General features: G+C 59.4%; 23 protein-coding genes. 14 read left to right on the top strand and 9 right to left on the bottom strand.

Annotated elements, in window-relative coordinates; all coding sequences use genetic code 11:
* Positions 1-41 precede the first annotated feature (41 nt).
* From hycA to hycI, 9 genes are all read left to right on the top strand, one after another.
* Positions 42-506, top strand: a complete 465-nt coding sequence (hycA, locus tag AX755_RS14405; RefSeq protein WP_013098469.1) for a formate hydrogenlyase regulator HycA — start codon at positions 42-44, stop codon at positions 504-506.
* Between the two features lie 70 nt (positions 507-576).
* Positions 577-1,185: a 4Fe-4S dicluster domain-containing protein gene (locus AX755_RS14410; RefSeq protein WP_013098468.1), complete on the top strand. Its 609-nt coding sequence runs from the start codon at positions 577-579 to the stop codon at positions 1,183-1,185.
* The gene (gene hycC / locus AX755_RS14415) at positions 1,182-2,996 is read left to right on the top strand and encodes a formate hydrogenlyase subunit 3 (RefSeq protein ID WP_062856970.1); all 1,815 of its coding nucleotides are present in this window, start codon (positions 1,182-1,184) and stop codon (positions 2,994-2,996) included. The genes AX755_RS14410 and hycC overlap by 4 nt, the downstream gene beginning before the upstream one ends.
* A 1-nt stretch (position 2,997) precedes the next feature.
* On the top strand, positions 2,998-3,921 hold the full coding sequence (locus AX755_RS14420; protein ID WP_062856971.1) for a respiratory chain complex I subunit 1 family protein: 924 nt from the start codon (positions 2,998-3,000) through the stop codon (positions 3,919-3,921).
* A 15-nt stretch (positions 3,922-3,936) separates the two neighbouring features.
* Positions 3,937-5,646 carry a formate hydrogenlyase subunit HycE gene (hycE, locus tag AX755_RS14425; RefSeq protein WP_062856972.1) on the top strand — a complete coding sequence of 570 codons (1,710 nt, stop codon included), beginning with the start codon at positions 3,937-3,939 and terminating at the stop codon, positions 5,644-5,646.
* Positions 5,647-5,655: 9 nt separating this feature from the next.
* Complete coding sequence (locus AX755_RS14430) at positions 5,656-6,198, top strand: formate hydrogenlyase complex iron-sulfur subunit (RefSeq protein ID WP_062856973.1); 543 nt, start codon at positions 5,656-5,658, stop codon at positions 6,196-6,198.
* Positions 6,198-6,965: an NADH-quinone oxidoreductase subunit B family protein gene (locus tag AX755_RS14435; RefSeq protein WP_014833050.1), complete on the top strand. Its 768-nt coding sequence runs from the start codon at positions 6,198-6,200 to the stop codon at positions 6,963-6,965. Before AX755_RS14430 ends, AX755_RS14435 begins: the two co-directional genes overlap by 1 nt.
* Complete coding sequence (locus tag AX755_RS14440; RefSeq protein WP_014833049.1) at positions 6,962-7,372, top strand: formate hydrogenlyase maturation HycH family protein; 411 nt, start codon at positions 6,962-6,964, stop codon at positions 7,370-7,372. Before AX755_RS14435 ends, AX755_RS14440 begins: the two co-directional genes overlap by 4 nt.
* On the top strand, positions 7,365-7,838 hold the full coding sequence (gene hycI, locus AX755_RS14445; protein ID WP_013098461.1) for a hydrogenase maturation peptidase HycI: 474 nt from the start codon (positions 7,365-7,367) through the stop codon (positions 7,836-7,838). The genes AX755_RS14440 and hycI overlap by 8 nt, the downstream gene beginning before the upstream one ends.
* Positions 7,839-7,905: 67 nt before the next feature.
* On the opposite strand, the gene AX755_RS14450 is transcribed toward hycI, so the two are convergent.
* The gene (locus AX755_RS14450) at positions 7,906-9,330 is read right to left on the bottom strand and encodes a 6-phospho-beta-glucosidase (RefSeq protein WP_062856974.1); all 1,425 of its coding nucleotides are present in this window, start codon (positions 9,328-9,330) and stop codon (positions 7,906-7,908) included.
* A gap of 18 nt (positions 9,331-9,348) precedes the next feature.
* Positions 9,349-10,800 (bottom strand): PTS cellobiose/arbutin/salicin transporter subunit IIBC, encoded by a 1,452-nt coding sequence (ascF, locus tag AX755_RS14455; RefSeq protein ID WP_062856975.1) that lies wholly within the window; start codon positions 10,798-10,800, stop codon positions 9,349-9,351.
* A 215-nt stretch (positions 10,801-11,015) separates the two neighbouring features.
* On the opposite strand from ascF, the gene AX755_RS14460 reads away from it, so the two are divergent.
* The 4 genes from AX755_RS14460 (at position 11,016) to AX755_RS14475 (ending at position 15,956) form a co-directional block, all read left to right on the top strand.
* Positions 11,016-12,029, top strand: a complete 1,014-nt coding sequence (locus AX755_RS14460; RefSeq protein WP_029883949.1) for a LacI family DNA-binding transcriptional regulator — start codon at positions 11,016-11,018, stop codon at positions 12,027-12,029.
* 134 nt (positions 12,030-12,163) lie between these two features.
* Positions 12,164-12,709 (top strand): electron transport protein HydN, encoded by a 546-nt coding sequence (gene hydN, locus AX755_RS14465; protein WP_014833044.1) that lies wholly within the window; start codon positions 12,164-12,166, stop codon positions 12,707-12,709.
* A gap of 6 nt (positions 12,710-12,715) precedes the next feature.
* Positions 12,716-14,932 (top strand): carbamoyltransferase HypF, encoded by a 2,217-nt coding sequence (gene hypF / locus AX755_RS14470; protein ID WP_062856976.1) that lies wholly within the window; start codon positions 12,716-12,718, stop codon positions 14,930-14,932.
* A 1-nt stretch (position 14,933) separates the two neighbouring features.
* Positions 14,934-15,956 (top strand): HoxN/HupN/NixA family nickel/cobalt transporter, encoded by a 1,023-nt coding sequence (locus tag AX755_RS14475; RefSeq protein WP_038984766.1) that lies wholly within the window; start codon positions 14,934-14,936, stop codon positions 15,954-15,956.
* A 286-nt stretch (positions 15,957-16,242) separates the two neighbouring features.
* On the opposite strand, the gene norW is transcribed toward AX755_RS14475, so the two are convergent.
* Together norW and norV are read right to left on the bottom strand one after the other, a co-directional pair.
* On the bottom strand, positions 16,243-17,376 hold the full coding sequence (gene norW / locus AX755_RS14480) for an NADH:flavorubredoxin reductase NorW (protein WP_062856977.1): 1,134 nt from the start codon (positions 17,374-17,376) through the stop codon (positions 16,243-16,245).
* Positions 17,373-18,815 (bottom strand): anaerobic nitric oxide reductase flavorubredoxin, encoded by a 1,443-nt coding sequence (gene norV / locus AX755_RS14485; RefSeq protein ID WP_013098452.1) that lies wholly within the window; start codon positions 18,813-18,815, stop codon positions 17,373-17,375. Before norV ends, norW begins: the two co-directional genes overlap by 4 nt.
* Positions 18,816-18,999: 184 nt before the next feature.
* On the opposite strand from norV, the gene norR reads away from it, so the two are divergent.
* A complete protein-coding gene (gene norR / locus AX755_RS14490) occupies positions 19,000-20,514 on the top strand; it encodes a nitric oxide reductase transcriptional regulator NorR (protein ID WP_058678788.1) in 1,515 nt (504 codons plus the stop codon).
* Here norR and gutQ read toward each other — a convergent pair.
* The 5 genes from gutQ to srlB all read right to left on the bottom strand — a co-directional run bounded on the left by gutQ (position 20,511) and on the right by srlB (position 23,889).
* Positions 20,511-21,476 carry an arabinose-5-phosphate isomerase GutQ gene (gene gutQ / locus AX755_RS14495; protein WP_062856978.1) on the bottom strand — a complete coding sequence of 322 codons (966 nt, stop codon included), beginning with the start codon at positions 21,474-21,476 and terminating at the stop codon, positions 20,511-20,513. The two genes, norR and gutQ, sit on opposite strands and share 4 nt — an antisense overlap.
* Positions 21,469-22,242 carry a glucitol operon DNA-binding transcriptional repressor SrlR gene (srlR, locus tag AX755_RS14500; protein ID WP_013098449.1) on the bottom strand — a complete coding sequence of 258 codons (774 nt, stop codon included), beginning with the start codon at positions 22,240-22,242 and terminating at the stop codon, positions 21,469-21,471. Before srlR ends, gutQ begins: the two co-directional genes overlap by 8 nt.
* A 63-nt stretch (positions 22,243-22,305) precedes the next feature.
* Positions 22,306-22,665, bottom strand: a complete 360-nt coding sequence (gene gutM, locus AX755_RS14505; RefSeq protein ID WP_013098448.1) for a transcriptional regulator GutM — start codon at positions 22,663-22,665, stop codon at positions 22,306-22,308.
* 67 nt (positions 22,666-22,732) lie between these two features.
* Entirely contained in the window at positions 22,733-23,512 is a 780-nt protein-coding gene (srlD, locus tag AX755_RS14510) for a sorbitol-6-phosphate dehydrogenase (RefSeq protein ID WP_013098447.1), read from the bottom strand.
* 14 nt (positions 23,513-23,526) lie between these two features.
* The gene (gene srlB, locus AX755_RS14515) at positions 23,527-23,889 is read right to left on the bottom strand and encodes a PTS glucitol/sorbitol transporter subunit IIA (protein ID WP_013098446.1); all 363 of its coding nucleotides are present in this window, start codon (positions 23,887-23,889) and stop codon (positions 23,527-23,529) included.
* Between the last annotated feature and the right edge of the window lie 12 nt (positions 23,890-23,901).

Below are 23,901 nucleotides of genomic sequence, written 5' to 3' on the forward strand. Positions count from 1 at the left end.
TCTGCTTAACAGCCGCTATCTCCATTAACCGGATACCTTCTATGACTATTTGGGAAATTAGCGAAAAAGCGGATTACATCGCGCAGCGTCACCAGCAGTTACAGGACCAGTGGCACCTTTACTGCAACTCACTGGTCCAGGGGATCACCCTCTCCAAAGCCCGTCTTCACCACGCCATGAGCTGTGCGGCGCAGGGGGATATGCGCTTTGTTTTGTTCGGCCATTTCACGATTTACGTCACCCTGGCCGACACCTTCAACAGCCACACCATCGAGTACTACGTCGAGACAAAAGAGGGTGAAAAACAGTGTATTGCGAAGGCGCAACTGATGGCCGACGGCATGGTTGACGGTCACGTCAGCAACCGCGATCGCCAGCAGGTGCTGGAGCACTATCTGGAAAAAATCGCGCCGGTTTATAACGGTCTGTACACCGCCGTTGAACACGATCTCCCGGTCAACCTGAAGCAGCTGATGGATGAACACGCCTCAGCGGACGTGGCCTGATCATCACGTGTCGAGAAGTGTCGACATGACAGTTTTTCGTCAAAAATGACTATCACCAGAGGATGACCCGGTGAACCGTTTTGTAATTGCTGACTCGACGGTCTGTATTGGCTGTCGAACCTGTGAGGCGGCCTGTTCGGAAACGCACCGCCTGCACGGGCTCCAGTCCATGCCGCGCCTGCGCGTCATGCGTAATGAAAAAGAGTCTGCCCCGCAGCTCTGCCACCATTGTGAAGATGCGCCGTGCGCAGGCGTCTGTCCGGTGAATGCCATCACCCGCGTTGACGGCGCGGTACAGCTGAACGAAAGCCTGTGCGTGAGCTGCAAGCTGTGCGGCATAGCCTGCCCGTTCGGTGCGATTGAATTTTCCGGCAGCCGTCCGCTGCATATTCCGGCGAATGCCAATACTCCAAAAGCGCCGCCTGCTCCCCCGGCTCCGGCACGTGTCAGTACGCTGCTTGACTGGGTGCCCGGCGTGCGTGCGGTGGCGGTGAAGTGCGACCTGTGCAGCTTCGATGAGCAGGGCCCGGCCTGCGTGCGCACCTGCCCGACCAAAGCGCTGATTCTGGTCAACATTCGCGATATTGCCCGCACCAGCAAACGCAAGCGCGAGCTGACCATTAATACCGACGTCGGCGATCTTTCTCTGCTTCAGGCGCTTAACGAGGGGGCGAAATGAACGCGATATTCATGATTAACAGCGCCGTGGCGTACTTTGCCGCCGCTGCTGTGCTGGCGTGGCTCCTGTCATTCCATAAAACCCTGAGCGGCTGGATCGCCGGTATCGGCGGGGCGGTGGGCAGCCTGATGACGCTGGCAGCAGGTACGGCAGTGTTACTCAGCGGCCAGACCGCCGAAGCAATGATTCCGATCGTCCGTCATACCGTTCAGCTCACGCCGCTGAACGCCATCTGGCTGGTGACTTTTGGCCTGTGCGGGGTGTTTATCAGCCTGTTCAATATTGACTGGCACCGCCATCAGCACACCCGTGCGAATGGTCTGCTGGTTAACCTGCTGCTGGCGTCGGCGGTCTGCACCGTCATTGCCAGCAACCTCGGCGCGCTGGTGGTGATGGCGGAGATCATGGCGCTCTGCGGCGTATTCCTGACGGGATGTAGCGCCTCCGGCAAGCTGTGGTTTGCGCTCGGTCGCCTCGGCACGCTGCTGCTGGCGCTGGTCTGCTGGCTGGTGTGGCAACGTTTCGGCACGCTCGACTTCGCAGCGCTTAACGGTCAGCCGCTGGGAAATGACGTCTGGCTGCTGGGCGTGGTGGGCTTTGGCCTGCTGGCCGGGATCATCCCTCTGCACGGCTGGGTGCCGCAGGCGCACGCGAATGCCTCTGCACCCGCTGCCGCGCTGTTCTCCACCGTGGTGATGAAAGTCGGTCTGTTCGGCGTTCTGACGATCACCCTGACCGGCGGCCAGCCGCCGCTGTGGTGGGGTGTCGCGCTGCTTATCGCAGGTATGGTTACCGCCTTTGTCGGCGGGCTGTATGCGCTGATGGAGCACAACATTCAGCGTCTGCTGGCGTACCACACCCTGGAAAATATCGGCATTATCCTGCTCGGCATCGGCGCAGGCGTGACCGGCCTGGCACTTAATCAACCGGCGCTGATTGCCGCCGGGTTTATCGGGGGGCTGTATCACCTCGTTAACCACAGCCTGTTTAAAAGCACCCTGTTCCTGGGCGCGGGCAGCGTCTGGTTCCGTACTGGTCATCGGGATATCGAAAAACTCGGCGGCATTGGCAAAAAGATGCCGTTGATTTCTCTCGCCATGCTGGTCGGGCTGATGGCGATGGCCGCGTTGCCGCCGCTGAACGGCTTTGCGGGAGAGTGGGTGATCTACCAGTCCTTCTTCGCGCTCGGTCAGAGCGACGCCTTTATCGCCCGACTGCTCGGCCCGCTGCTGGCGGTTGGGCTGGCGATAACCGGGGCGCTGGCGGTGATGTGTATGGCAAAAGTCTACGGCGTCACCTTCCTCGGCGCACCGCGCACCCGCGAAGCGGAAAACGCCTGCTGCGCCCCGGTACTGATGTGTGCCAGCGTGGTCGCGCTGGCGCTGTGCTGCATCGCGGGCGGGGTCGCCGCCCCATGGCTGCTGCCGCTGCTGGGTAACGCCATTCCACTGCCGCTGACCACCGCCCATACCACCGTCTCCCAGCCGATGATGGCGCTGCTGCTGATTGCCGCACCGCTGCTGCCGTTTGTGCTGATGCTGTTCTTCAGGCGCGACCGACTCCCCTCCCGCTCGCGCGGGGCGGCCTGGGCCTGCGGCTACGAACACGAACAATCGATGGTCATCACCGCCCACGGTTTTGCCATGCCGGTGAAAGAGAACTTCGCTGCCGTGCTGAAGCTGCGCCACTGGCTGAACCCGGTGGGCTGGATGCCGGGCTGGCAGAGCGCCGCCGTACCTGCGCTGTTCCGCCGTCTGGCGCTGATCGAGCTGGCGGTGCTGGTGGTCATTGTGATTTCACGAGGAGCCTGACATGAGTCTGTTACTGGCAATACTTCAGGCGCTGGTGCTGTTCGCCGTTGCGCCACTGCTGTCGGGCATCACGCGCGTGGCGCGCGCCCGGATGCACAACCGTCGCGGGCCTGGCGTGCTCCAGGAGTTCCGCGATCTCTTCAAGCTGCTCTCCCGCCAGAGCGTGGCGCCGGATGCCGCAGGCTGGGTCTTCCGCCTGACGCCGTTCGTGATGGTCGGCGTGATGCTGACCATCGCCACCGCGCTGCCGGTAGTGACGGTGGGCTCGCCGCTGCCTGCACTTGGGGATCTGATTACGCTGATTTACCTCTTCGCCATTGCCCGCTTCTTCTTTGCTATTGCGGGCCTGGATACCGGCAGCCCGTTTACCGGTATCGGCGCCAGCCGCGAGGCGATGCTGGGCGTGCTGGTCGAACCGATCCTGCTGCTGGGGCTGTGGGTGGCCGCGCAGGTCGCGGGTTCCACCCATATCAGCTTTATCACCCACACCGTTTACCACTGGCCGGTGTCACGTACCCTCCCGCTAGTGCTGGCCCTTTGCGCCTGCGCGTTCGCCACCTTTATTGAGATGGGCAAACTGCCGTTTGACCTCGCAGAAGCCGAGCAGGAGTTGCAGGAAGGGCCGCTCACCGAATACAGCGGCTACGGCTTTGCGGTGCTTAAGTGGGGCATCAGCCTTAAGCAGCTGGTGGTCCTGCAGATGTTTGTTGGCGTCTTCTTCCCGTGGGGGCAGATGACGCACTTCTCCGCTGGGGGACTGTTATTGGCCGTGGTGGTTGCCGCGCTCAAGCTGCTGGTCGGCGTGCTGGTGATTGCCCTGTTTGAAAACAGCATGGCGCGTCTGCGCTTTGTCGCGACCTCGCGCATCACCTGGGCCGGTTTTGGTTTTGCATTTTTAGCGTTCGTCTCCTTGCTGGTGGCGTGATTAAAGAGAGTATTTATGTCTGAAGAAAAGAAAGGTCAGCAGTATCTCGCCGCGTTGCATCAGGCTTTTCCGGGTGTTGTGCTGGATGAAGGATGGCAGACCAAAGACCAGGTAACCGTCACCATTAAGGTGAACTATCTGCCGGAAGTGGTGGAATTTCTTTACTACCAGCAGGGTGGCTGGCTGTCGGTGCTGTTCGGCAATGACGAGCGTCAGCTGTGCGGCAATTACGCGGTGTACTACGTGATGTCGATGGAGCAGGGCGAGAAGTGCTGGCTTACTGTGCGCGTGGAAGTCGACCCGAACAAGCCGGAGTACCCGTCCGTCACACCGCGCGTGCCTGCCGCCGTCTGGGGCGAGCGCGAAGTGCGTGACATGTATGGCCTGGTGCCGGTGGGGCTGCCGGATGAACGCCGCCTGGTGCTGCCGGACGACTGGCCGGACGAACTGTATCCGCTGCGCAAGGACAGCATGGATTACCGCCAGCGTCCGGCCCCAACCACCGACAGCGAAACCTACGAGTTCATTAACGAACTCGGCAACAAAAAGAACAACGTGGTGCCGATTGGCCCGCTGCACGTCACCTCTGATGAACCAGGCCACTTCCGCCTGTTTGTTGATGGCGAAAACATTATCGACGCCGACTACCGCCTGTTCTACGTCCATCGCGGCATGGAAAAGCTGGCGGAAACCCGGATGGGCTATAACGAGGTGACATTCCTCTCGGACCGCGTGTGCGGCATCTGCGGCTTCGCCCACAGCACCGCCTATACCACCTCGGTGGAGAACGGCATGGGGCTCGTGGTGCCGGAGCGCGCGCAGATGATCCGCGCCATTTTGCTGGAAGTGGAACGTCTGCACTCGCACCTGCTGAATCTCGGTCTGGCCTGTCACTTTGTCGGTTTCGACTCCGGGTTTATGCAGTTCTTCCGCGTGCGCGAGGCGTCGATGAAGATGGCGGAGATCCTCACCGGGGCGCGTAAAACCTACGGTCTGAACCTGATCGGCGGGATCCGCCGTGACCTGCTTAAAAACGACATGATCCAGACCCGACAGCTGGCACAGCAGATGCGTCGCGACGTGCAGGAGCTGGTGGATATGCTGCTCAGCACGCCCAACATCGAGCAGCGTACCGTGGGGATCGGCCGTCTTGATCCGGAGATCGCCCGCGACTTCAGCAACGTTGGCCCGATGGTGCGCGCCAGCGGCCACGCCCGCGACACCCGCGCCGATCACCCGTTTGTCGGTTACGGCCTGCTGCCAATGACCGTACACAGCGAACAGGGCTGCGACGTCATCTCCCGCCTGAAGGTGCGTATCAACGAGGTCTTCACCGCGCTGAATATGATCGACTTTGGGCTCGATAACCTGCCGGGCGGCCCGCTGATGGTGGAGGGCTTCACCTACATCCCGAACCGCTTTGCCCTCGGCTTTGCCGAAGCGCCGCGCGGGGACGACATCCACTGGAGCATGACCGGCGATAACCAGAAGCTTTACCGCTGGCGCTGCCGTGCGGCCACCTACGCCAACTGGCCAACCCTGCGCTATATGCTGCGCGGCAACACGGTCTCCGACGCGCCGCTGATCATCGGCAGCCTCGACCCGTGCTACTCCTGCACCGACCGCATGACCGTGGTGGACGTGCGCAAGAAGAAAAGCCAGGTGGTGCCGTACAAAGAGCTTGAGCGCTACAGCATCGAGCGTAAGAACTCGCCGCTGAAATAAGGACTCGTCATGTTTACCTTTATCAAAAAAGTGATCAAAACCGGCACGCCCACCAGCCGCTATCCGCTGGGGCCGATGCCGGTGGATAAAAACTTTCGCGGCAAGCCGGAGCACAACCCGCAGCAGTGCATCGGCTGTGCGGCCTGCGTCAACGCCTGTCCGTCGAATGCCCTGACGGTGGAAACGGATCTGAAAACCGGCCAACTGGCATGGCAGTTTAACCTCGGACGCTGCATCTTCTGCGGCCGCTGCGAAGAGGTTTGCCCGACGGTCGCCATTCGTCTGTCTCAGGAGTACGAGCTGGCGGTGTGGAAGAAAGAGGATTTTTTGCAGCAGTCGCGTTTTGCCCTGTGTAACTGCCGCGTATGCAAACGTCCGTTCGCCGTGCAAAAAGAGATCGACTACGCCATCGCGCTGCTTAAGCACAACGGCGATGCCCGCGCGGAGCATCATCGCGAAAGCTTTGAAACCTGCCCGGAATGCAAACGGCAGAAATGTCTGCTGCCGTCCGACCGCATCGATATCACCCGTCATATGAGAGAGGCCAGCTGATGGAAAACTTACTCGGTCCGCGCGACGAGCGGGGCATTCCGGTGCCAATGACGGTGGAGGAGTCCATCGCCAGCATGAAGGCGTCGCTGTTGAAAAAAATCAAACGCTCGGCCTACGTTTACCGCGTGGACTGCGGCGGCTGCAACGGCTGCGAGATTGAGATCTTCGCCACGCTGTCACCGCTGTTTGACGCCGAACGCTTCGGCATCAAAGTGGTGCCGTCTCCGCGTCATGCCGACATTCTGCTGTTCACCGGGGCCGTCACCCGCGCCATGCGCTCGCCCGCGCTGCGCGCCTGGCAGTCTGCGCCCGATCCGAAAATCTGTATCTCCTATGGGGCGTGCGGTAACAGCGGCGGCATCTTCCATGACCTCTACTGCGTGTGGGGCGGCACCGACAAAATCGTGCCGGTGGACGTCTACATTCCGGGCTGTCCGCCGACGCCTGCCGCCACGCTGTACGGCTTTGCCATGGCGCTCGGCCTGCTGGAGCAGAAAATCCACGCCCGTGAACCGGGTGAACCCGACAATCAGCCTGCGATGATCCTGCACCCGGACATGGTGCAGCCGCTGCGGGTGAAGGTAGATCGCACGGCGCGCAGGCTGGCGGGCTATCGCTATGGCCGTCAGATTGCCGACGATTACCTGCGCCTGCTGAGCCAGGGCGAGCACCAGGTGGCGCGCTGGCTGGAGGCGGAAAACGACCCGCGTCTCAATGAGATTGTGGCGAACCTGAACAGCATTGTGGATGAGGCGCGTATCCGATGAGTGAGACGGTGGTGTTCAGTCAGCTGAGCCGTAAATTTATTGATGAGAACGATGCCACGCCGGACGCGGCGCAGCAGGTGGTCTATTACAGCCTGGCGATTGGGCATCACCTCGGGGTGATCGACTGCCTGGAGGCGGCGCTGAGCTGCCCGTGGTCCGACTATCTGGCGTGGATCGCCACGCTGGAGGAGGGCAGTACGGCGCGGCGCAAAATGGAAGGGGTACCGAAGTACGGTGAAATCGTTATCGACGCCAACCATATTGCGATGCTGGCGAACGCGTTTGACGCGGCGCTGAAACGGCAAACCCCCGAACAGCAGGCGTGGAGCAAAACGCTGCTCAGCATGCTGCATGATATTCATCAGGAAAGTGCCATCTACCTGATGGTGAGGAGATTACGTGACTGACGTTTTACTGTGTGTCGGCAACAGCATGATGGGCGACGACGGCGCAGGCCCGCTGCTGGCAGAGATGTGTGCCGCGAATCCGCAGGGCAACTGGGTGGTGATTGACGGCGGCAGCGCGCCGGAAAACGACGTGGTGGCCATCCGCGAGCTGCACCCTGATCGGCTGTTGATTGTCGATGCTACGGATATGGGGCTGAACCCGGGGGACATCCGCCTGATCGACCCGGACGACATTGCCGACATGTTCATGATGACCACGCATAATATGCCGCTTAACTATCTGGTGGATCAGATCAAAGAGGACGTTGGCGAGGTGCTGTTTTTAGGCATTCAGCCGGACATTGTCGGGTTTTATTACCCGATGACACCCCCGGTGAAAGCCGCGGTGGAAGTGGTCTATTCACGGCTTGCGGGGTGGGTTGGAAAGGGTGGGTTCCAGCCCCTCACCCTAACCCTCTCCCCATAGGGGATAGGGGACAAAATACACCCTCTCCCCTGTGGGGAGAGGGCCGGGGTGAGGGGGAAGCAACAGGCTACGCCAGATCCCCCCCGTTACTCGCAATCACCTTCTTATACCACCAGAACGACTTCTTGCGTTTGCGCTCCAGCGTGCCGTTTCCGGCATCGTCGCGGTCAACATAGACAAACCCGTAGCGCTTGCTCATTTCGCCCGTTGAGGCCGCCACCAGGTCAATGCAGCCCCAGGTGGTATAGCCCATCAGCGGCACACCGTCCTCAATGGCATCGCCCATCGCGCGGATATGCTCGCGCAGATAGCTGATGCGGTAGTCATCGTTAATTTCGCCGTTTTCATCAATGACATCTTTTGCGCCAAGGCCGTTTTCCACCAGGAACAGCGGTTTCTGATAGCGGTCGTACATCATGTTCATGGTGATGCGCAGGCCGAGCGGATCGATGCCCCAGCCCCATTCGCTCACCTGAATATGCGGGTTGCGCAGGGATTTGACGATGTTCGCCGCATTGGTATTGTTCGCATTCATATCGGCCGACGCGCAGCGCGAGGCGTAATAGCTGAACGAGACAAAGTCGACGGTGTTTTTCAGCAGTTCGTCGTCGCCCGGATCTTTCACAATCACCACCCCTTTTTCGCGGAACACGCGGGCGGAGTAGGCCGGATAGCTGCCGCGCGCCTGCACGTCGATAAAGAACAGGTTCTCGCGATCTTTCTCCAGCGCCATCCATACGTCTTCCGGCTTGCAGGAGTAAGGGTAGAAATTCCCGCCCGCCAGCATGCAGCCGACCTGGTTTTCCGGGTTTACCTCGTGGGCGATTTTGGTCGCCAGCGCGCTTGCGACCAGCTCGTGGTGCGCGGCCTGGTATTTCACCTGATCTTCGTTTTCACCTTCTTCGAACACCAGCCCCGCGCCGGAGAACGGGCTGTGCAGCATGATGTTGATCTCGTTGAAGGTGAGCCAGTATTTCACCAGGCCGTTAAATTCTTCGAAACAGGTGCGGGCGTAGCGGGCGAAGAAATCCACCATCTTGCGGTTGCGCCAGGAGCCGTACTCCGTCACCAGATGCATCGGCACATCGAAGTGGCACAGGGTGACCAGCGGCTCAATGTTGTACTTTTTGCACTCTTCAAACACCGCTCGATAGAAGGCAATGCCCTCTTTGTTCGGCAGCGGTTCGTCGCCGTTCGGGTAGAGGCGGCTCCAGGCAATCGAGGTGCGGAACACCGTAAAGCCCATCTCCGCCATCAGGGCGATGTCCTCTTTGTAGCGATGGTAAAAATCGATCGCCTCGTGGCTTGGGTAAAACTCGTCGTCACGCAGCGAAAAACGCTTTTCCTTACCAAGCTTCACCGCCAGGCGGTTTGCGCCGTGAGGGATCATGTCGACCGTGGTCAGCCCTTTGCCGCCTTCACGGTAAGCGCCTTCGCTCTGGTTGGCGGCAAGCGCGCCGCCCCATAAAAATCCTTGTGGAAAAACAGACATTTCTACCTCGTTATACGGTTAAACTTGTGCGGTTTTGGCCTGCACCGGCGCGCTCTGCAGGGCGCGGGCTTTTTCAGCCTCGTCTTCGACCGGGATATCTTCAAAGCCTAATATCAGGGTCAGCATGAAGGAGAGCACGACCGCCAGCGCCATGACGCCGAATACCCAGACAATGGTCATCGGGTTGGCCGGATCGAAGAACTGCACGCTGGTAAACAGCCCCGGCGCCGCCATTGAGTGGCTGGCAAGCCCCGCAATACCGGCCACCGCGCCACAGATAAAGCCGCTAATCAGGCTGGCAATCAGCGGGCGTTTCAGGCGAACCGCCACGCCGTACAGCGCCGGTTCAGAGATGCCCGCCATGATGGCGGAAGCCGCCGCGGCCAGCGCCGTCTGACGCAGCTCCGGGTTTTTCGTTTTCCATGCCACCGCCAGGGATGAACCGCCGAGCGACAGGTTGGCACCGATTTCCGACGGCATCACCATCCCCTCTTTACCCGTTTCGGCAATGGTCTGAATGATAGTCGGGGTAAAGACGCGGTGCATCCCGGTCATGACCAGCAGCGGCCAGAGCGCGCCCATGATCGCCACGGAGAGCCAGCCCAGATAGCCGTGAATGGTGTAGACCAGCGCGGAGATGGCGCTGCCGATCCAGATCCCCAGCGGCCCAATCAGCACGATGGCGAGCGGGGCGGCAATCAGCACGATCAGCATCGGCTTGAGGAAGTTTTTCGTCACCGCAGGCGTAATGCGATCCACCCAGCGTTCGATATACGACAGGCACCAGGTCATCACCAGCGCCGGGATCACTGTGTAGGTGTATTTCACCGCCGTCACCGGGATAAACGCGAATTCGACGTGCTCACCCTGCGCGGCTTTCGCCATCAGCTCGATAAAGCTCGGATGCACCAGCACGCCTGCAATGGCGATCGCCAGCGACATGTTGGTTTTGAATTTCACGGCGGCAGATGCTGCCACCATCAGCGGCAGGAAAAAGAACGCCCCGTCGCCGATGACGGTCAAAATGGTGAGCGTCGGCGCGCCTTTCTCCAGCACGCCGGTCATCTCAAGGATCATCGCCAGCAGCTTGACCATCGAGCCGCCGATGATCGCCGGGATCAGCGGCGACATGGTGCCAATCAGCGCGTCGAGGATCCCGGCACCGATGCGGCGCAGGGTCAATTTCTGTGGGCCTTCCGGTACGGCAGGCTGCAGGTCGGTTGGCAGCAGGCTTACCACCTCACGGTACGCCTGAGAAACGGTATTGCCGATAATCACCTGGCACTGGTTGTCGTTACGTACCACGCCCAGTACGCCGCTGATATTTTTCAGGCGTGCGGTATCGGTAGCGGTTTCGTCTTTCAGGACGAAACGCAGTCGCGTCATGCAATGGGTGACGGCGACGATGTTGTCTTTGCCGCCAAGCGCGCTGACAACGTCTTGCGCCAGCGCGGCATAATTTTTGGCCATCGGATGTGATCCTGTTGTTGTTGTGAGAGTATGTAGGAAACCGGTTCCACATAATCATCATGAGTTTCTTTGAATGAAACAAGATCGCATTTTGACCATTTTTTCATTTCGTGATGGCGATCACCAGACGGTTCAAAAAGCGTGAGCGCGTCGTTGCGACAATTGTTTTGCAGTGCAGTACACTGCGTGCCATCAGTATGAAAGGGAATAACAACATGACCACGATGCTTGAAGTGGCGAAGCGGGCAGGCGTTTCGAAAGCGACGGTTTCCCGGGTGCTGTCGGGGAATGGCTATGTCAGCCAGGAGACCAAAGACCGGGTGTTTCAGGCCATCGAAGAGAGCGGCTATCGCCCCAATTTGCTGGCGCGCAACCTGGCGACCAAACGCACCCAGACGCTGGGACTGGTGGTGACCAACACCCTGTATCACGGCGTCTATTTTAGTGAGTTGCTGTTTCACGCCGCCCGCATGACGGAAGAGAAGGGACGGCAGCTGATCCTGGCGGACGGCAAGCACAGCGCCGATGAAGAGCGCGAAGCCATCCAGTACCTGCTTGATATGCGCTGTGACGCGGTCATTATCTATCCGCGTTTTCTGAGCGTGGAAGAGATGGACGAGATCGTCGAGAAATACGAGCAGCCGATCATGGTACTGAACCGTCGCCTGCGTAAAAACAGCAGCCACAGCGTCTGGTCAGATCATAAAGCCTCCTGTCAGGAAGCGGTGTCACAGCTGATTGAGAAAGGGCACCGTGACATTGCGTTTATCACCGGCTCGCTGGATTCGCCCACGGGCGTGGAGCGTCTCTCCGGCTACAAAGATGCCCTGGCGCAGCACCAGATCCCGCTGCGTCCGACGCTGATCGCCCACGGCAAATGGAACCCGGCCAGCGGCGCGGCGGCCGTGTCTGAGCTGCTCTCGCGCGGCGAAACCTTTACCGCGCTGGTGGCGAGTAACGACGATATGGCGATTGGCGCCATGAAACAGCTTCACGACAGCGGCGTCGCCACGCCTGATGCGGTGTCGGTGGTAGGCTTCGACGATGTGGCGATTGCGCCCTACATCGTGCCCTCGCTCTCCAGCGTGCGTATTCCGGTTACGGAGATGATTAAAGAGACCATCAGCCGCCTGATTTTTATGCTCGACGGCGGCGAGTTTAAATATCAGCAAACCTTCTCGGGTGAGCTTATCCTGCGCGACTCTGTCATCGACGGCCCGCACCGCTGATGTCGACAGCTGTCATCGTCAGAAGTGACGATGACAGCCCTGGCGTCATTTTCTAAATCACTATAAATCAACGAGTTAAAAACTGGCACGGTTTATGAATATCTCCGCGCATGACTGTAATGCTGGAGAAGCAGATGAACCGTTTTATTATGGCCGATGCCAGTAAATGCATTGGCTGCCGTACCTGTGAAGTGGCGTGCGTGGTGTCTCATCAGGCGGAGCAGGATTGCGCTTCGCTTACGCCTGAGACCTTTTTGCCGCGGATCCACGTCATCAAAGGCGTGAATATTTCCACTGCCGCTATCTGCCGTCAGTGCGAAGACGCGCCGTGCGCCAACGTCTGCCCTAACGGTGCAATCAAACGTGAAAAAGGCTTTGTGCATGTGATGCAGGCGCGCTGTATCGGCTGTAAAACCTGCGTGGTCGCCTGCCCGTACGGCGCGATGGAGGTGGTGGTTCGTCCGGTGGTCCGCAACAGCGGCATGGGGCTGAATGTGCGGGCGGAAAAAGCCGAAGCCAACAAATGCGATCTTTGCTATCACCGTGACGCCGGTCCGGCCTGTATGGAGGCCTGCCCGACACACGCATTGGTTTGCGTGGATCGCGATAAGCTCGAGCAGATGAGCGCCGAGAAGCGCCGTCGCGCAGCGTTCGATACCACCTCATCTCTGCTGTTCTGATCCGTCATGGGCGGTAACGGCGTACAGTTGCGGGTGCGTGGCAAGGTGCAGGGCGTGGGCTTTCGGCCCTTCGTCTGGCAACTGGCTCAGGCGCTGCAGTTGACCGGCGATGTCTGCAACGACGGAGAGGGCGTGCTGGTGCGCCTCGCGGGTAATGGGGGGCATTTCACCGCGAGGCTGCGCCAGGACTGCCCGCCGCTGGCGCGCATCGAGAGTATCGACACGCAGCCGTTCCACTGGTCAACGATGCCAGAGACATTCACCATTCGCCACAGCGCGGGCGGGGCAATGGACACCCAGATTGTACCGGATGCCGCCACCTGTCCCGCGTGCCTTGCGGAGATGAACGACCCCCACGAGCGCCGCTATCGTTACCCGTTTATTAACTGCACCCACTGCGGCCCGCGTTTTACCATTATCCGCGCCATGCCGTATGACCGCCCGGCCACGGCCATGGCGCCATTCCCGCTCTGCTCGCCGTGCGAAACGGAATACCACAACCCTGCGGACCGACGTTTTCACGCCCAGCCCGTGGCTTGCCCGGACTGCGGCCCTGAGCTTGAGTGGCGTGCGGCCGATGGGGTTGTCACCCGCGAGCTGGCGCTGAACGCGGCGGTGCAGATGCTGAAAAACGGTGGCATTGTGGCTATCAAAGGGCTGGGCGGATTTCATCTGGCCTGCGACGCGCTTAACCCGCAGGCGGTGGCAATGCTGCGGGCACGTAAGCAGCGTCCGGGGAAACCGCTGGCGGTGATGATCCCGAACGCCGACGGCCTTCCGCAGCCGGTGCAAACACGGCTGCGCTCGCCTGCCGCGCCCATCGTGCTGATCCCTAAAGCCTGGCTGCCGGCCTTCCCGGACGACATCGCGCCGGGCCTGGATAGCCTCGGTGTGATGCTCCCGGCCAATCCGCTGCACCATTTGCTGATGCAGGAGACGCAACGCCCGCTGGTGATGACCTCCGGCAACCTCAGCGGCAGACCGCCTGCCATCAGTAATCCACAGGCACTGGAACAGCTCGCAGAGATTGCTGACGGTTTTCTGCTCCATAACCGCGACATTCTGCAGCGGATGGACGATTCCGTACTGGATCAGGACGGGGCCATGCTGCGTCGGGCGCGTGGATTCGTGCCGGATGCCATCACGTTACCCGCCGGTTTTAGCCCTGTTCCCTCTATTCTGGCGACCGGTGCCGACATGAAGAATACCTTCTGTCTGGTGCGCGGTAACCAGGCGGTGCTGAGCCAGCATTTTGGCGATCTCAGTGACGACGGTGTCGAGGCCCAGTGGCGTTCAGCACTGTCGTTGATGCAGCAGATCTACGCCTTTCAGCCAGAGCGGCTGGTGTGCGATGCCCATCCTGGCTATCACGCCCGGCACTGGGCACAGGAGCAGGCGCTGCCGGTCGATACCGTACTGCATCATCACGCGCATGCCGCGGCCTGCCTTGCCGAAAACGGCTGGCCGCTCGACGGTGGCGACGCCATCGCCCTGACGCTGGACGGGATCGGCATGGGCGAGCACGGCGCGCTGTGGGGCGGGGAGTGTCTGCGGGTGAACTACCTTGAGTGCGAGCATCTGGGCGGCCTGCCCGCCGTGGCGATGCCGGGCGGCGATCTCGCGGCCATGCAGCCCTGGCGAAATCTGCTGGCACACTGCCTGGCGTTTGTTCCTGACTGGCAACGCTACCCGGAAACCCGCGTCGTACGTTCGCAAAACTGGCCGCTTTTAGCGACCGCCGTTCAGCGCGGCCTTAACGCGCCGCTGGCGTCGTCCTGCGGGCGGTTGTTTGATGCGGTGGCCTGTGCTCTGGGTATTGAAACACAACGCTATGAAGGCGAAGCCGCCTGCAGGCTGGAGGCGCTGGCCGAGCAGTGCCCGGATGTTGAGCACCCGGTGACGCTTCAGGTTGAAAACCTTGCGCTCTTCTGGCGGCAGTGGCTGGCCTGGCAGGCGCAACCCTGTGAGCGCGCGTGGGCCTTTCACGACGCGCTGGCAAAAGGGCTGGCGGCGTTAGCCCGACACCATGCCCGACGCCTGTCGCTCTCTACCGTCTGTTTCAGCGGCGGCGTGTTGCATAACCGCCTGCTGCGGGCGCGTCTGCGGGTACACCTCTCTGATTTCACGCTTCTTTTTCCCTATCATCTGCCTGCGGGTGACGGGGCTATCTCCTTCGGGCAGGCGGTGGTTGCCGCAGCCCGGTCATGTTCAAAAAGGATGTAAAATGTTACGACGCTTACGCAATGAACCTCGCGCCGCGCTCCTGCTGCTGGCGCTGGTAATGGCTAATCTTCTGGCGTGGGGCTGGGCGTGGAACGCCTTTAGCAGCAGTTCTGCGTTAATGGCCGCAAGCCTGCTTGCCTGGTGCTATGGGTTGCGTCACGCGGTGGATGCTGACCACATCGCGGCCATTGATACCGTGACACGCAAGATGATGCAGCAGGGCAAGCGCCCCTCAGGCGTCGGGGCGTGGTTCTCACTGGGGCACTCCACCATTGTGGTGCTGGCCTCCATCGCCATAGCCGCGACGGCGACCGCGTTTCAGAAAAATATGGCCTGGTTTCATGAAACCGGCAGCCTGATTGGCACGGCCGTCTCCGCGACGTTCCTGCTGGCGATGGCGTTAGTCAATATGGTGATTTTGCGCGGCGTCTGGCGCAATTTTCAGGCGCTGAAAAACGGGCAGGCGGTGCAGGGAGACATCTCCCTCCCGGCGCAGGGCGGAATAATGAACTGGCTGTTTGGCGCGACTTTCCGCCTGGTCAACAAAAGCTGGCAGATGTATCTGGTCGGTTTTCTGTTCGGGCTTGGTTTTGATACCGCCACTGAAATCGGCGTGCTCGGGATCTCTGCCGCCAGCGCCTCAAACGGTATGTCGGTGTGGTCAATCATGATCTTCCCGGCGCTTTTCGCCAGCGGCATGGCGCTGGTGGATACCCTCGACAACCTGTTGATGGTGGGGGCTTACGGTTGGGCATTTAACAAGCCGCAGCGCAAGCTCTACTACAACATGACCATTACCGGTACCTCTGTGGTGGTGGCGGTGTTTATCGGCGGGCTGGAAGCGCTGGGGCTGCTGATGGAAAAATTTGCCCTCAGCGGCGGCATCTGGGATCGCATTGGTGCCGTCAACGATAACCTCGGCAACGCCGGTTTTGTGGTGGTCGGGCTGTTTGTCGCCTGCTGGCTGATCTCCATGATCAACTATCGCTGGCGCGGCTACGACGCGCTGGTCATACATTCCTGAGTGCTGCGCTAAAACCATTGTGTTTGAGGGGTAAAATCGCCATGATGTCGTTCCGGTAAAGCGAAGCAGGGTGCCGTTTTGCTGGAAAAATGGAATGAATATCTTGCTGTTTATGAAGGTTTTTACACTTTTATATTCAGTCAAATAATAAGTTAAGGACAGATGGCGATGATTTACCTCTTTTGTATTTATCTTGCTAATAAATTACGTAAAAAAAAGCCCCGGGACATCGGGGCTGCGGATAATAAAATCCCAGGGTTAAGTAAGCGTGGTAAAAGGTTAAGGGTTAAGCGGGCAGCGATTTCAGTAGCGCGAAAGCCTCCTTCATCCGATCTTCGCTAACCACGAAGGCGCGGAGCTGGCCATCGGCGTCAGAGCCGCGCGCGACCATTCCCTGAGCTTCCACAGCGATCTGCCAGTTCAGATCCTGGCGCTGGGTTTCACCTGCCAGATGCAGCGGTAACGCTGGCGTTTTCACCTTCACCAGCATGGCCGGTAACTTCAGCGGCGCGCTGTTGCCGAGCAGGTTTTTTGCCAGATACATGGCGCTAAGCTGGATCGGCTGCAGGAAAGGCAGTACCTGGCCGTTGATTTCCGCGCAGTCCCCCAGGGCGTAAATGTCGGGCTGCGTGGTTTGCAGGTAGCTATTCACCTTCACGCCACGGCCTGTTTCAGCGCCTGCGCGGTGCGCCAGCGCCGTTTCCGGGCGCAACCCCGTCGCGGCAACCACCACATCGACTTCCAGGCTGCGATTGCAGTCAAGCGTCGCGCGAATGCCGCCTTCGGTTTCGGTCAGATGTTGCAGTTGCGATTTCAACAGCAGATGCACGCCCATGTCGGTCAGACGGTGCTGTAAGCGACTGCTTACTTCTGCAGGCATCAAGGCCGACAGAATGCTTGCTGCGTGGTCGACCAGGGTGACGGCTTTACCCGCCCGACAAAAATCCATCGCCAGCTCGGTGCCAATCAAACCGCCGCCAACAATCATTACCCGTTTTGCATCACGAAGCTTCGTTTCGCTGGCCCGATACTCCTGCTGGCTGTTGAGCGTCATCATCAGCTCGCGGCCGGTAACCGGCGGCACGAACGCAGAGGCCCCCGTCGCCAGCACCAGCTTGTCGTACTGCCAGGTTTTATCTTTCGCTTTTACCACGTGGGCATCGGCGTCGATATCGGTGACCCAGGTGTACGGAAACAGACGCAGGTTGAACTGCTCCGCGAACTCCCCCGCCGTCTGGCGGGTGAGATCGTCGGCGCGCTGGTTCAGGCTAATCACATGGCTTAAATCGGGCTTGTTGTACTCGTCCATGCTGTCGGCCGCGATCATCGTCAGCGGCACGTTAGCGTCCTGTTTGCGGATATTTTTCACCAGCTGGCGGGCGGCAAAGCCCGAGCCGATGATGACGATACCGTTGCTCATTTTGCCTCCGTTGCCAGTTCGTCAAAGACGTCTTTTCCGAGGGAACATTCCGGGCAGAGGAAGTTGTCCGGCACCTCACTCCACGGCGTACCTGGAGCCACGTCCTGCAACGGCTCGCCCAGTTCCGGGTCGTAGATCCACTGGCAGACGCTGCACTGCATACGTGGACCGAGATCGGCGCTGGCTGCCCCGGCACAGGTTTGCGGCTGTTCGGCGGGGAGTGCTGCGGCCTCAGGAAGCGGTGCAAGCGCCCACTGACGAGCAATATCGCGGCCGTGCTGACGACAGACTTCCAGCGCGTCAAGATCCGGGCGCCATTTGGCCTTCAGGCTCATGGACATCTCAAAACCGGCATCCTGCAGGCGGGTGGAGAGACGATCTACCGCGCCGCCGCTCCAGCCGTGGGAGCCAAAGGCGCTGGCACGTTTGTTACGGAAGCGCAGGCCGGTCATCTCTTCCACCAGGCCAGCAATTTTCGGCATCATCACGTTGTTCATGGTGGAGGTGCCCACCAGCACGCCCTTAGAGCGGAAGACGTTGGTGAGGATCTCGTTTTTATCGCTGCGCGCCACGTTGAAGATTTTCACCGCCACGTTCGGGTCCACCTCGTTGATACCCTGGGCGATGGCGTCCGCCATCATGCGGGTGTTGTTGGACATGGTGTCGTAGAAAATCGTGATGCGGTCTTCCTGATAATCCGCCGCCCATTTCAGGTACAGCTCAACGATCTGGGTGGGGTTTTCACGCCACACCACGCCGTGGGAGGTGGCAATCATATCCACCGGCAGGTTGAAGCCGAGGATCTCGGTGATTTTGGGCGTCACCAGACGGCTGAACGGGGTCAGGATGTTGGCGTAGTAGCGCTGGCACTGTTCAAACAGCTCGGTCTGATCCACTTCATCGTTAAACAGGCGTTCGTCGCAGTAGTGCTGACCAAAGGCGTCATTGCTGAACAGCACCGCATCGCCGGTCAGGTAGGTCATCATGCTGTCCGGCCAGTGCAGCATCGGGGTTTCTACGAAGATCAGCTGTTTGCCGTTACCGATATCCAGCGTGTCGCCGGTTTTCACGGTGTGGAAGTTCCACTCCGGATGGTGATGGTGACCGTTGATGGAGTCGATGGCGTTGGTGGTGCAGTAGATTGGGGTATCCGGAATGTGGGACATCAACTCGGTCAACGCCCCGGCGTGATCCTCTTCCGCGTGGTTGATGATTATGTAGTCGATGTCGTTCAGATCGATTTCACTGCGCAGGTTCTGCACGAACTCGCGGCTGAATTTATGATCGACGGTATCGATCAGTACGTTTTTACCTTCACGAATGAGATAGCTGTTATAGCTGCTGCCGCGCAGCGTTTTATATTCCGTTCCGTGAAAATCACGCACTTCCCAGTCACGTTGACCAACCCAATGAATGTTATTTTTAACCAGAATAGACATAGCAACCTCAAATAATACGGCGTGTTGAAAAAGATGTTTTGTCTATATCAACTTGCGTGCCAACTTTTATTTTATTGATTTTTATGGATTAAATTTGTTATGCCCCGGAATGGGTAGTCATTATGACTATCGTTAAAGATGTCAATATGACACTATGTATTGTCAAAATGACAGCGAGGCAGACATGAGCTTTTCCGTAGACGTGCTGGCGAAAATCGCCATTGAACTGCAAACCGGCATCGGGCATCAGGATCGTTTTCAGCGGCTGATCTCCACGCTGCGCCACGTGCTGGACTGCGATGCTTCGGCGCTGCTGCGCTACGAGGGACGGCAGTTTATTCCGCTGGCCATCGACGGGCTGGCGCAGGACGTGCTCGGGCGACGCTTTACGCTGGAAGGTCACCCGCGGCTGGAGACCATCGCCCGGGCGGGTGACGTAGTGCGTTTTCCGGCAGACAGCGATCTGCCCGACCCGTACGACGGCCTTATACCCGGGCAGGAGAGCCTGAAGGTGCACGCCTGTATCGGCCTGCCGCTGTTTGCCGGACAAAACCTGATTGGGGCGCTGACCCTCGACGGCATGTCGCCGGACCAGTTCGATACCTTCAGCGACGAGGAGCTGCGCCTGATTGCGGCCCTGGCGGCCGGGGCGCTGAACAATGCTCTGCTGATTGAACAGCTGGAGAGCCAGAATATTCTTCCCGGCAGCCCGGCGGCGTTTGAACAGGTCGCGCATACGGAGATGATTGGCCTCTCGCCAGGCATGGTACAACTCAAAAAAGAGATTGAGATCGTCGCGGCATCCGATTTGAACGTGCTGATCTTCGGTGAGACCGGCACCGGTAAAGAGCTGGTGGCGAAATCCATTCACGAAGCTTCACCGCGTGCGGCCAACCCGCTGGTCTACCTTAACTGCGCCGCACTGCCGGAAAGCGTGGCGGAAAGCGAGCTGTTCGGCCACGTCAAAGGGGCATTTACCGGGGCTATCAGCAACCGCAGCGGCAAGTTTGAAATGGCCGATAACGGCACGCTGTTCCTCGATGAAATAGGCGAGCTTTCGCTGTCGCTGCAGGCCAAGCTGCTGCGCGTATTACAGTACGGTGATATTCAGCGCGTGGGAGACGACCGCAGCTTACGGGTCAACGTGCGCGTGCTGGCGGCAACCAACCGCGACCTGCGCGAAGCGGTGCTGAACGGCAATTTCCGCGCCGATCTGTTCCATCGTCTGAGTGTTTTTCCGCTTACCGTGCCGCCGCTGCGCGAGCGTGGGGACGATGTGGTGCTGCTGGCGGGTTTTTTCTGCGAACAGTGTCGGCTCAAAATGGGCTTGTCGCGCGTGGTATTAAGCCCGGGGGCGCGAAGCCATCTGCTGACCTACGGCTGGCCGGGTAACGTACGCGAGTTGGAGCACGCCATCCATCGTGCGGTGGTGCTGGCGCGGGCGACGCGCTCGGGAGATGAAATCGTGATTCATGCGCGCCATTTTGCCCTGCATGATGAAAATATACCGTCCGTGAAGCCCGCTGCGCCTGAAAGCGTGAACGAGAACCTGCGTGAAGCGACGGAAGAATTTCAGCGTCAGATGATTACCCGCGCGCTGGAACAGAACAACCGCAGCTGGGCGGCGTGCGCGCGGGCGCTGGAAATGGACGTCGCCAACCTGCACCGGCTGGCGAAGCGTCTGGGACTGAAGGGTTAAATAATGCCTGCCTGGTAGAAATCCTGCAGGTTGATGGCGCCGCACAGGCGGCCAGCGTCATCCACCACCGGCGCGGCGGTGATTTTACGTTTCATCAGCGCCTCTTTGGCTTCAATGGCACGGCTGTTGGCATTAAGCGTTAACCCGCCAGAGGTCATCGCTTCTGAGACGCGAGCCTCCAGCTTGCCGCCGCCCACCAGCCAGCGGCGCAGGTCGCCGTCGGTAAAGACGCCTTTCACCTGGCGCGTATCGTCGCAGACGGCGACCAGCCCCAGCCCGGTGCGGCTCAGCTCCAGCATCGCGTCCATCACGCTGGTGTCGAGTTTGACCTGCGGGATGGCATCGCCAGAGCGCATCAGGTGATGAACATTATTCAGCAGCCGTGCGCCGAGCGCCCCGGCAGGGTGTGAACGGGCGAAATCTTCTTCATTGAAACCGCGCGCCTGCATCACCGCCATTGCCAGCGCGTCGCCCATCATCAGGGTGTTGACGGTGCTGGAGGTGGGGGCGAGGTGCATCGGGCAGGCTTCGCGCTCCACGGCAATATCCAGCACCGCTTTGGCCGCCAGCGCCAGCGGCGAGCGGGATTTACCGGTCATGGCCAGCAGGGCGATCGATTTTTCCTGCAGGCGCGGGATGATGAGGTCCAGCTCTTTGGCCGAGCCGGAGTAGGAGATAAACAGCATCACGTCGCGGCTTTCAATCATCCCCAGATCGCCGTGCAGGGCTTCAGCCGGGTGCACGAAGAACGCCGGTGTCCCGGTGCTCGCCAGCGTTGCGGCAATTTTTTTGCCGATGTGGCCGGACTTGCCGATCCCGGAGACAATCACTTTGCCTTCACACTGGATGATGGTGTTGGCGGCGCGGACAAAATCGTCGCCCAGCCGTTCCGGCAGGCGGCTGGCCTCCTGTAGCTCCAGCATCAGGGTCTGACGGCCTGCGTTTAACAGAAAATCACTCATCTTTTTCTCCCGTTACGATCACATCGATGCCTTTCTCTTCCAGCGCTTTTTTGAACGCCGGATCGATCCCTGCGTCGGTAATCAGCGTATCGACGCTTTCAAGGCTGCAGACAATGTTGGGGCTTTTACGGCCAAACTTCGAGGAATCCGCCATCAAAATCACCTCCCGGGCGGCGTTGCACATGGCTTTACTGACGCTGAACACCTCGTTGAACGTGGTGACACCGGCGTTCAGGTCGATGCCGTCGGTGCCCATAAACAGTTTGTCAAAGCTGAAGTGTTCGAAGGCATTTTCCGCCAGCTGGCCGTGAAAGGACGCCGATTTTTTACGGAAGGTACCGCCGGGCATCAGAATGGTTTGTTCGCTGTCGAACTCTGCCAGGGCGTTGACGATGTGCAGACTGTTGGTCATCACCGTGATGTTGTTAAAGCGGTTGAGCAGCGGGATCATCTGCAGGACGGTACTGCCCGCATCAAGAATAATGGAGTCACCGTCATGGATAAATTTCACGGCGGCTTCGGCAATCAGCGCTTTCTGGTGGGTGTTGATCAGCGTTTTGTGATCGATAGGCGGGTCGGCTTCATCTTTGTTGAGCATCACCCCACCGTAGGTTCGAATGACCGCGCCTGCGTTTTCGAGCAATACCAGGTCCTTGCGTATCGTTGTGCCGGTGGTGTCAAAGTAGTGGGCCAGCTCTTCTACTGAGCATTTTCCCTGCTTTTGCAGATGCTCAAGAATGGCCGCCTGCCGCTGACGAGGTTTCATAGGCGCTTCGTTCCTTACGTTGCGAAATGATAATTTCGCAAGCTTATCGCGTTCACAACGAAATTATCCATGTTTCAATTTAAGCGCTAATGATAGTGCATTCTGACAGAGTGGATCGTGGGGGAAGATCACATCAGGCTGTAATTCCTGCAACGATATGCCGTTAATTGCCTGAATTTTCACCGGGCGGGCAAACACTGTCATCCCGCGCATGATGAGGGAGTCGCATACCCGATTCTGTTCATCCAGCGCAATTGCAACCACAACGCGCGGTTTAAAGCGCCCCCCGGAGCGCCCGACGCCCACGCGGCCCTTCTGGCACAGGGCGTCAAACGCGCGGTTAAACTGATGGATCTGCCAGCCGCCGAATGCCATCTGGCAGATCCAGGCGAGGGCGGCGACGGTGATGAGTGCGGTTACCATATCGGCTCCTTGTTATATTCCCTCTCCCACAGGGAGAGGGTGAGGGTGAGGGCATCAGACTGCTCGATCAGAACATCACCTGCCCACCGGTGACGTTAATCGACTGGCCGGTGCAGTACGAGGCTTTCGGGCTTGCGTAAAACAGCAGCATGTTCAGCACGTCCTGATAGTCGCACCCGCGCTTCAGCGGCACTTTGTCGATGTAATACTGCTCCACTTCGTCTTCTTTGATGCCAAGCTTGGTGGCGTATTGAGGTAGCAGCGACTGGAACATTGGCGACTTCAGCAGGTTGCCCAGCATCAGCGAGTGAACGGTAATCCCGTATTCGGCCAGATCCAGCGCCAGAGACTGGGTCAGCCCTACGCCGCCAAATTTCGCCGCGCTGTAGCCGGAGTTATGCTTGCTGCCCACTTTGCCCGATTTGGAGTTGATCTGAATGATGCGCCCCTGAATGCCATCGCGGATCATCAGACGGGAAAATTCGCGGGCGCAGAGGAAGTAACCCACCAGATTCACCTGCAGCGAGCGGTCAAAGTCCCCCAGTTCGAAATCGCTGATAAACGCCGCTTTCGCGATCCCTGCGCTGTAGACCAGCAGGTCGGTACGGCCAAAAATCTCGTCTACCCCGCGAGCCAGCGCCATGACGCTCTGCTCGCTGGTGGCATCGGCACCAAACCCGTACGCCATCCCCTCACCAAACTCGGTGTTGATGGTATCCGCCACGCGGGCGGCTTTCTCACTCTGAATATCCACTACCGCCACGCGGTAACCTTCTGCGGCAAGCCCACGGCAGAGAAACTCTCCTAAGGTTTGTCCTCCACCAATGACAACGGCAACCTGACTCATAACGCTCTCCTTAATTACGCAACAAATTTTAATGTGCAGCCTGGGGTAACAGCCTGCGGAACCGGCCCCTCCACGTGAACCGTGCCGGGATACTCTGCCTGCGGCTGGCCATCGAACCGCAGGGTGATGTGGCCCAGCTCGCGCAGGTTTTGCTCGGCCACGTCGCCCACGGCAGTGACGGCATAGCGGGTGTCACCCAGCTCCAGCTGGCTTCCTGCCTTTAACGCTCCGTGCAGCTCGCCGTGGCAGTGGATAAAGCAAAACTCTTCGATATCTGCCGGTGCACCTTCGCGGAAAGTGATCAGCATCTGGTCGCTGAGCGCATCGGCCGCGCTCTGGCCGATGCGGGTGATGGTGGTCTGATAAATCACGGTCATCGCAGGAACCTC

Origin of the sequence: Enterobacter sp. SENG-6, from assembly GCF_001605945.1 — a bacterium.
In the GTDB taxonomy this organism is placed as follows: Bacteria; Pseudomonadota; Gammaproteobacteria; order Enterobacterales; family Enterobacteriaceae; genus Enterobacter; species Enterobacter cloacae.

What these genes read in the sequence shown, in the direction of transcription:
- hydN (WP_014833044.1), top strand. Translation starts at nt 12,164, where the DNA reads ATGAACCGTTTTATTATGGCCGATGCCAGTAAATGCATTGGCTGCCGT.
- norR (WP_058678788.1), top strand. Translation starts at nt 19,000, where the DNA reads ATGAGCTTTTCCGTAGACGTGCTGGCGAAAATCGCCATTGAACTGCAA.
- ascF (WP_062856975.1), bottom strand. Translation starts at nt 10,800, where the DNA reads ATGGCCAAAAATTATGCCGCGCTGGCGCAAGACGTTGTCAGCGCGCTT.
- srlR (WP_013098449.1), bottom strand. Translation starts at nt 22,242, where the DNA reads ATGAAACCTCGTCAGCGGCAGGCGGCCATTCTTGAGCATCTGCAAAAG.
- AX755_RS14435 (WP_014833050.1), top strand. Translation starts at nt 6,198, where the DNA reads ATGGAAAACTTACTCGGTCCGCGCGACGAGCGGGGCATTCCGGTGCCA.
- norW (WP_062856977.1), bottom strand. Translation starts at nt 17,376, where the DNA reads ATGAGCAACGGTATCGTCATCATCGGCTCGGGCTTTGCCGCCCGCCAG.
- AX755_RS14460 (WP_029883949.1), top strand. Translation starts at nt 11,016, where the DNA reads ATGACCACGATGCTTGAAGTGGCGAAGCGGGCAGGCGTTTCGAAAGCG.
- hycA (WP_013098469.1), top strand. Translation starts at nt 42, where the DNA reads ATGACTATTTGGGAAATTAGCGAAAAAGCGGATTACATCGCGCAGCGT.
- gutM (WP_013098448.1), bottom strand. Translation starts at nt 22,665, where the DNA reads ATGGTAACCGCACTCATCACCGTCGCCGCCCTCGCCTGGATCTGCCAG.
- hypF (WP_062856976.1), top strand. Translation starts at nt 12,716, where the DNA reads ATGGGCGGTAACGGCGTACAGTTGCGGGTGCGTGGCAAGGTGCAGGGC.
- gutQ (WP_062856978.1), bottom strand. Translation starts at nt 21,476, where the DNA reads ATGAGTGATTTTCTGTTAAACGCAGGCCGTCAGACCCTGATGCTGGAG.
- srlB (WP_013098446.1), bottom strand. Translation starts at nt 23,889, where the DNA reads ATGACCGTGATTTATCAGACCACCATCACCCGCATCGGCCAGAGCGCG.
- hycC (WP_062856970.1), top strand. Translation starts at nt 1,182, where the DNA reads ATGAACGCGATATTCATGATTAACAGCGCCGTGGCGTACTTTGCCGCC.
- hycE (WP_062856972.1), top strand. Translation starts at nt 3,937, where the DNA reads ATGTCTGAAGAAAAGAAAGGTCAGCAGTATCTCGCCGCGTTGCATCAG.
- AX755_RS14450 (WP_062856974.1), bottom strand. Translation starts at nt 9,330, where the DNA reads ATGTCTGTTTTTCCACAAGGATTTTTATGGGGCGGCGCGCTTGCCGCC.
- AX755_RS14420 (WP_062856971.1), top strand. Translation starts at nt 2,998, where the DNA reads ATGAGTCTGTTACTGGCAATACTTCAGGCGCTGGTGCTGTTCGCCGTT.
- AX755_RS14475 (WP_038984766.1), top strand. Translation starts at nt 14,934, where the DNA reads ATGTTACGACGCTTACGCAATGAACCTCGCGCCGCGCTCCTGCTGCTG.
- AX755_RS14430 (WP_062856973.1), top strand. Translation starts at nt 5,656, where the DNA reads ATGTTTACCTTTATCAAAAAAGTGATCAAAACCGGCACGCCCACCAGC.
- AX755_RS14440 (WP_014833049.1), top strand. Translation starts at nt 6,962, where the DNA reads ATGAGTGAGACGGTGGTGTTCAGTCAGCTGAGCCGTAAATTTATTGAT.
- norV (WP_013098452.1), bottom strand. Translation starts at nt 18,815, where the DNA reads ATGTCTATTCTGGTTAAAAATAACATTCATTGGGTTGGTCAACGTGAC.
- srlD (WP_013098447.1), bottom strand. Translation starts at nt 23,512, where the DNA reads ATGAGTCAGGTTGCCGTTGTCATTGGTGGAGGACAAACCTTAGGAGAG.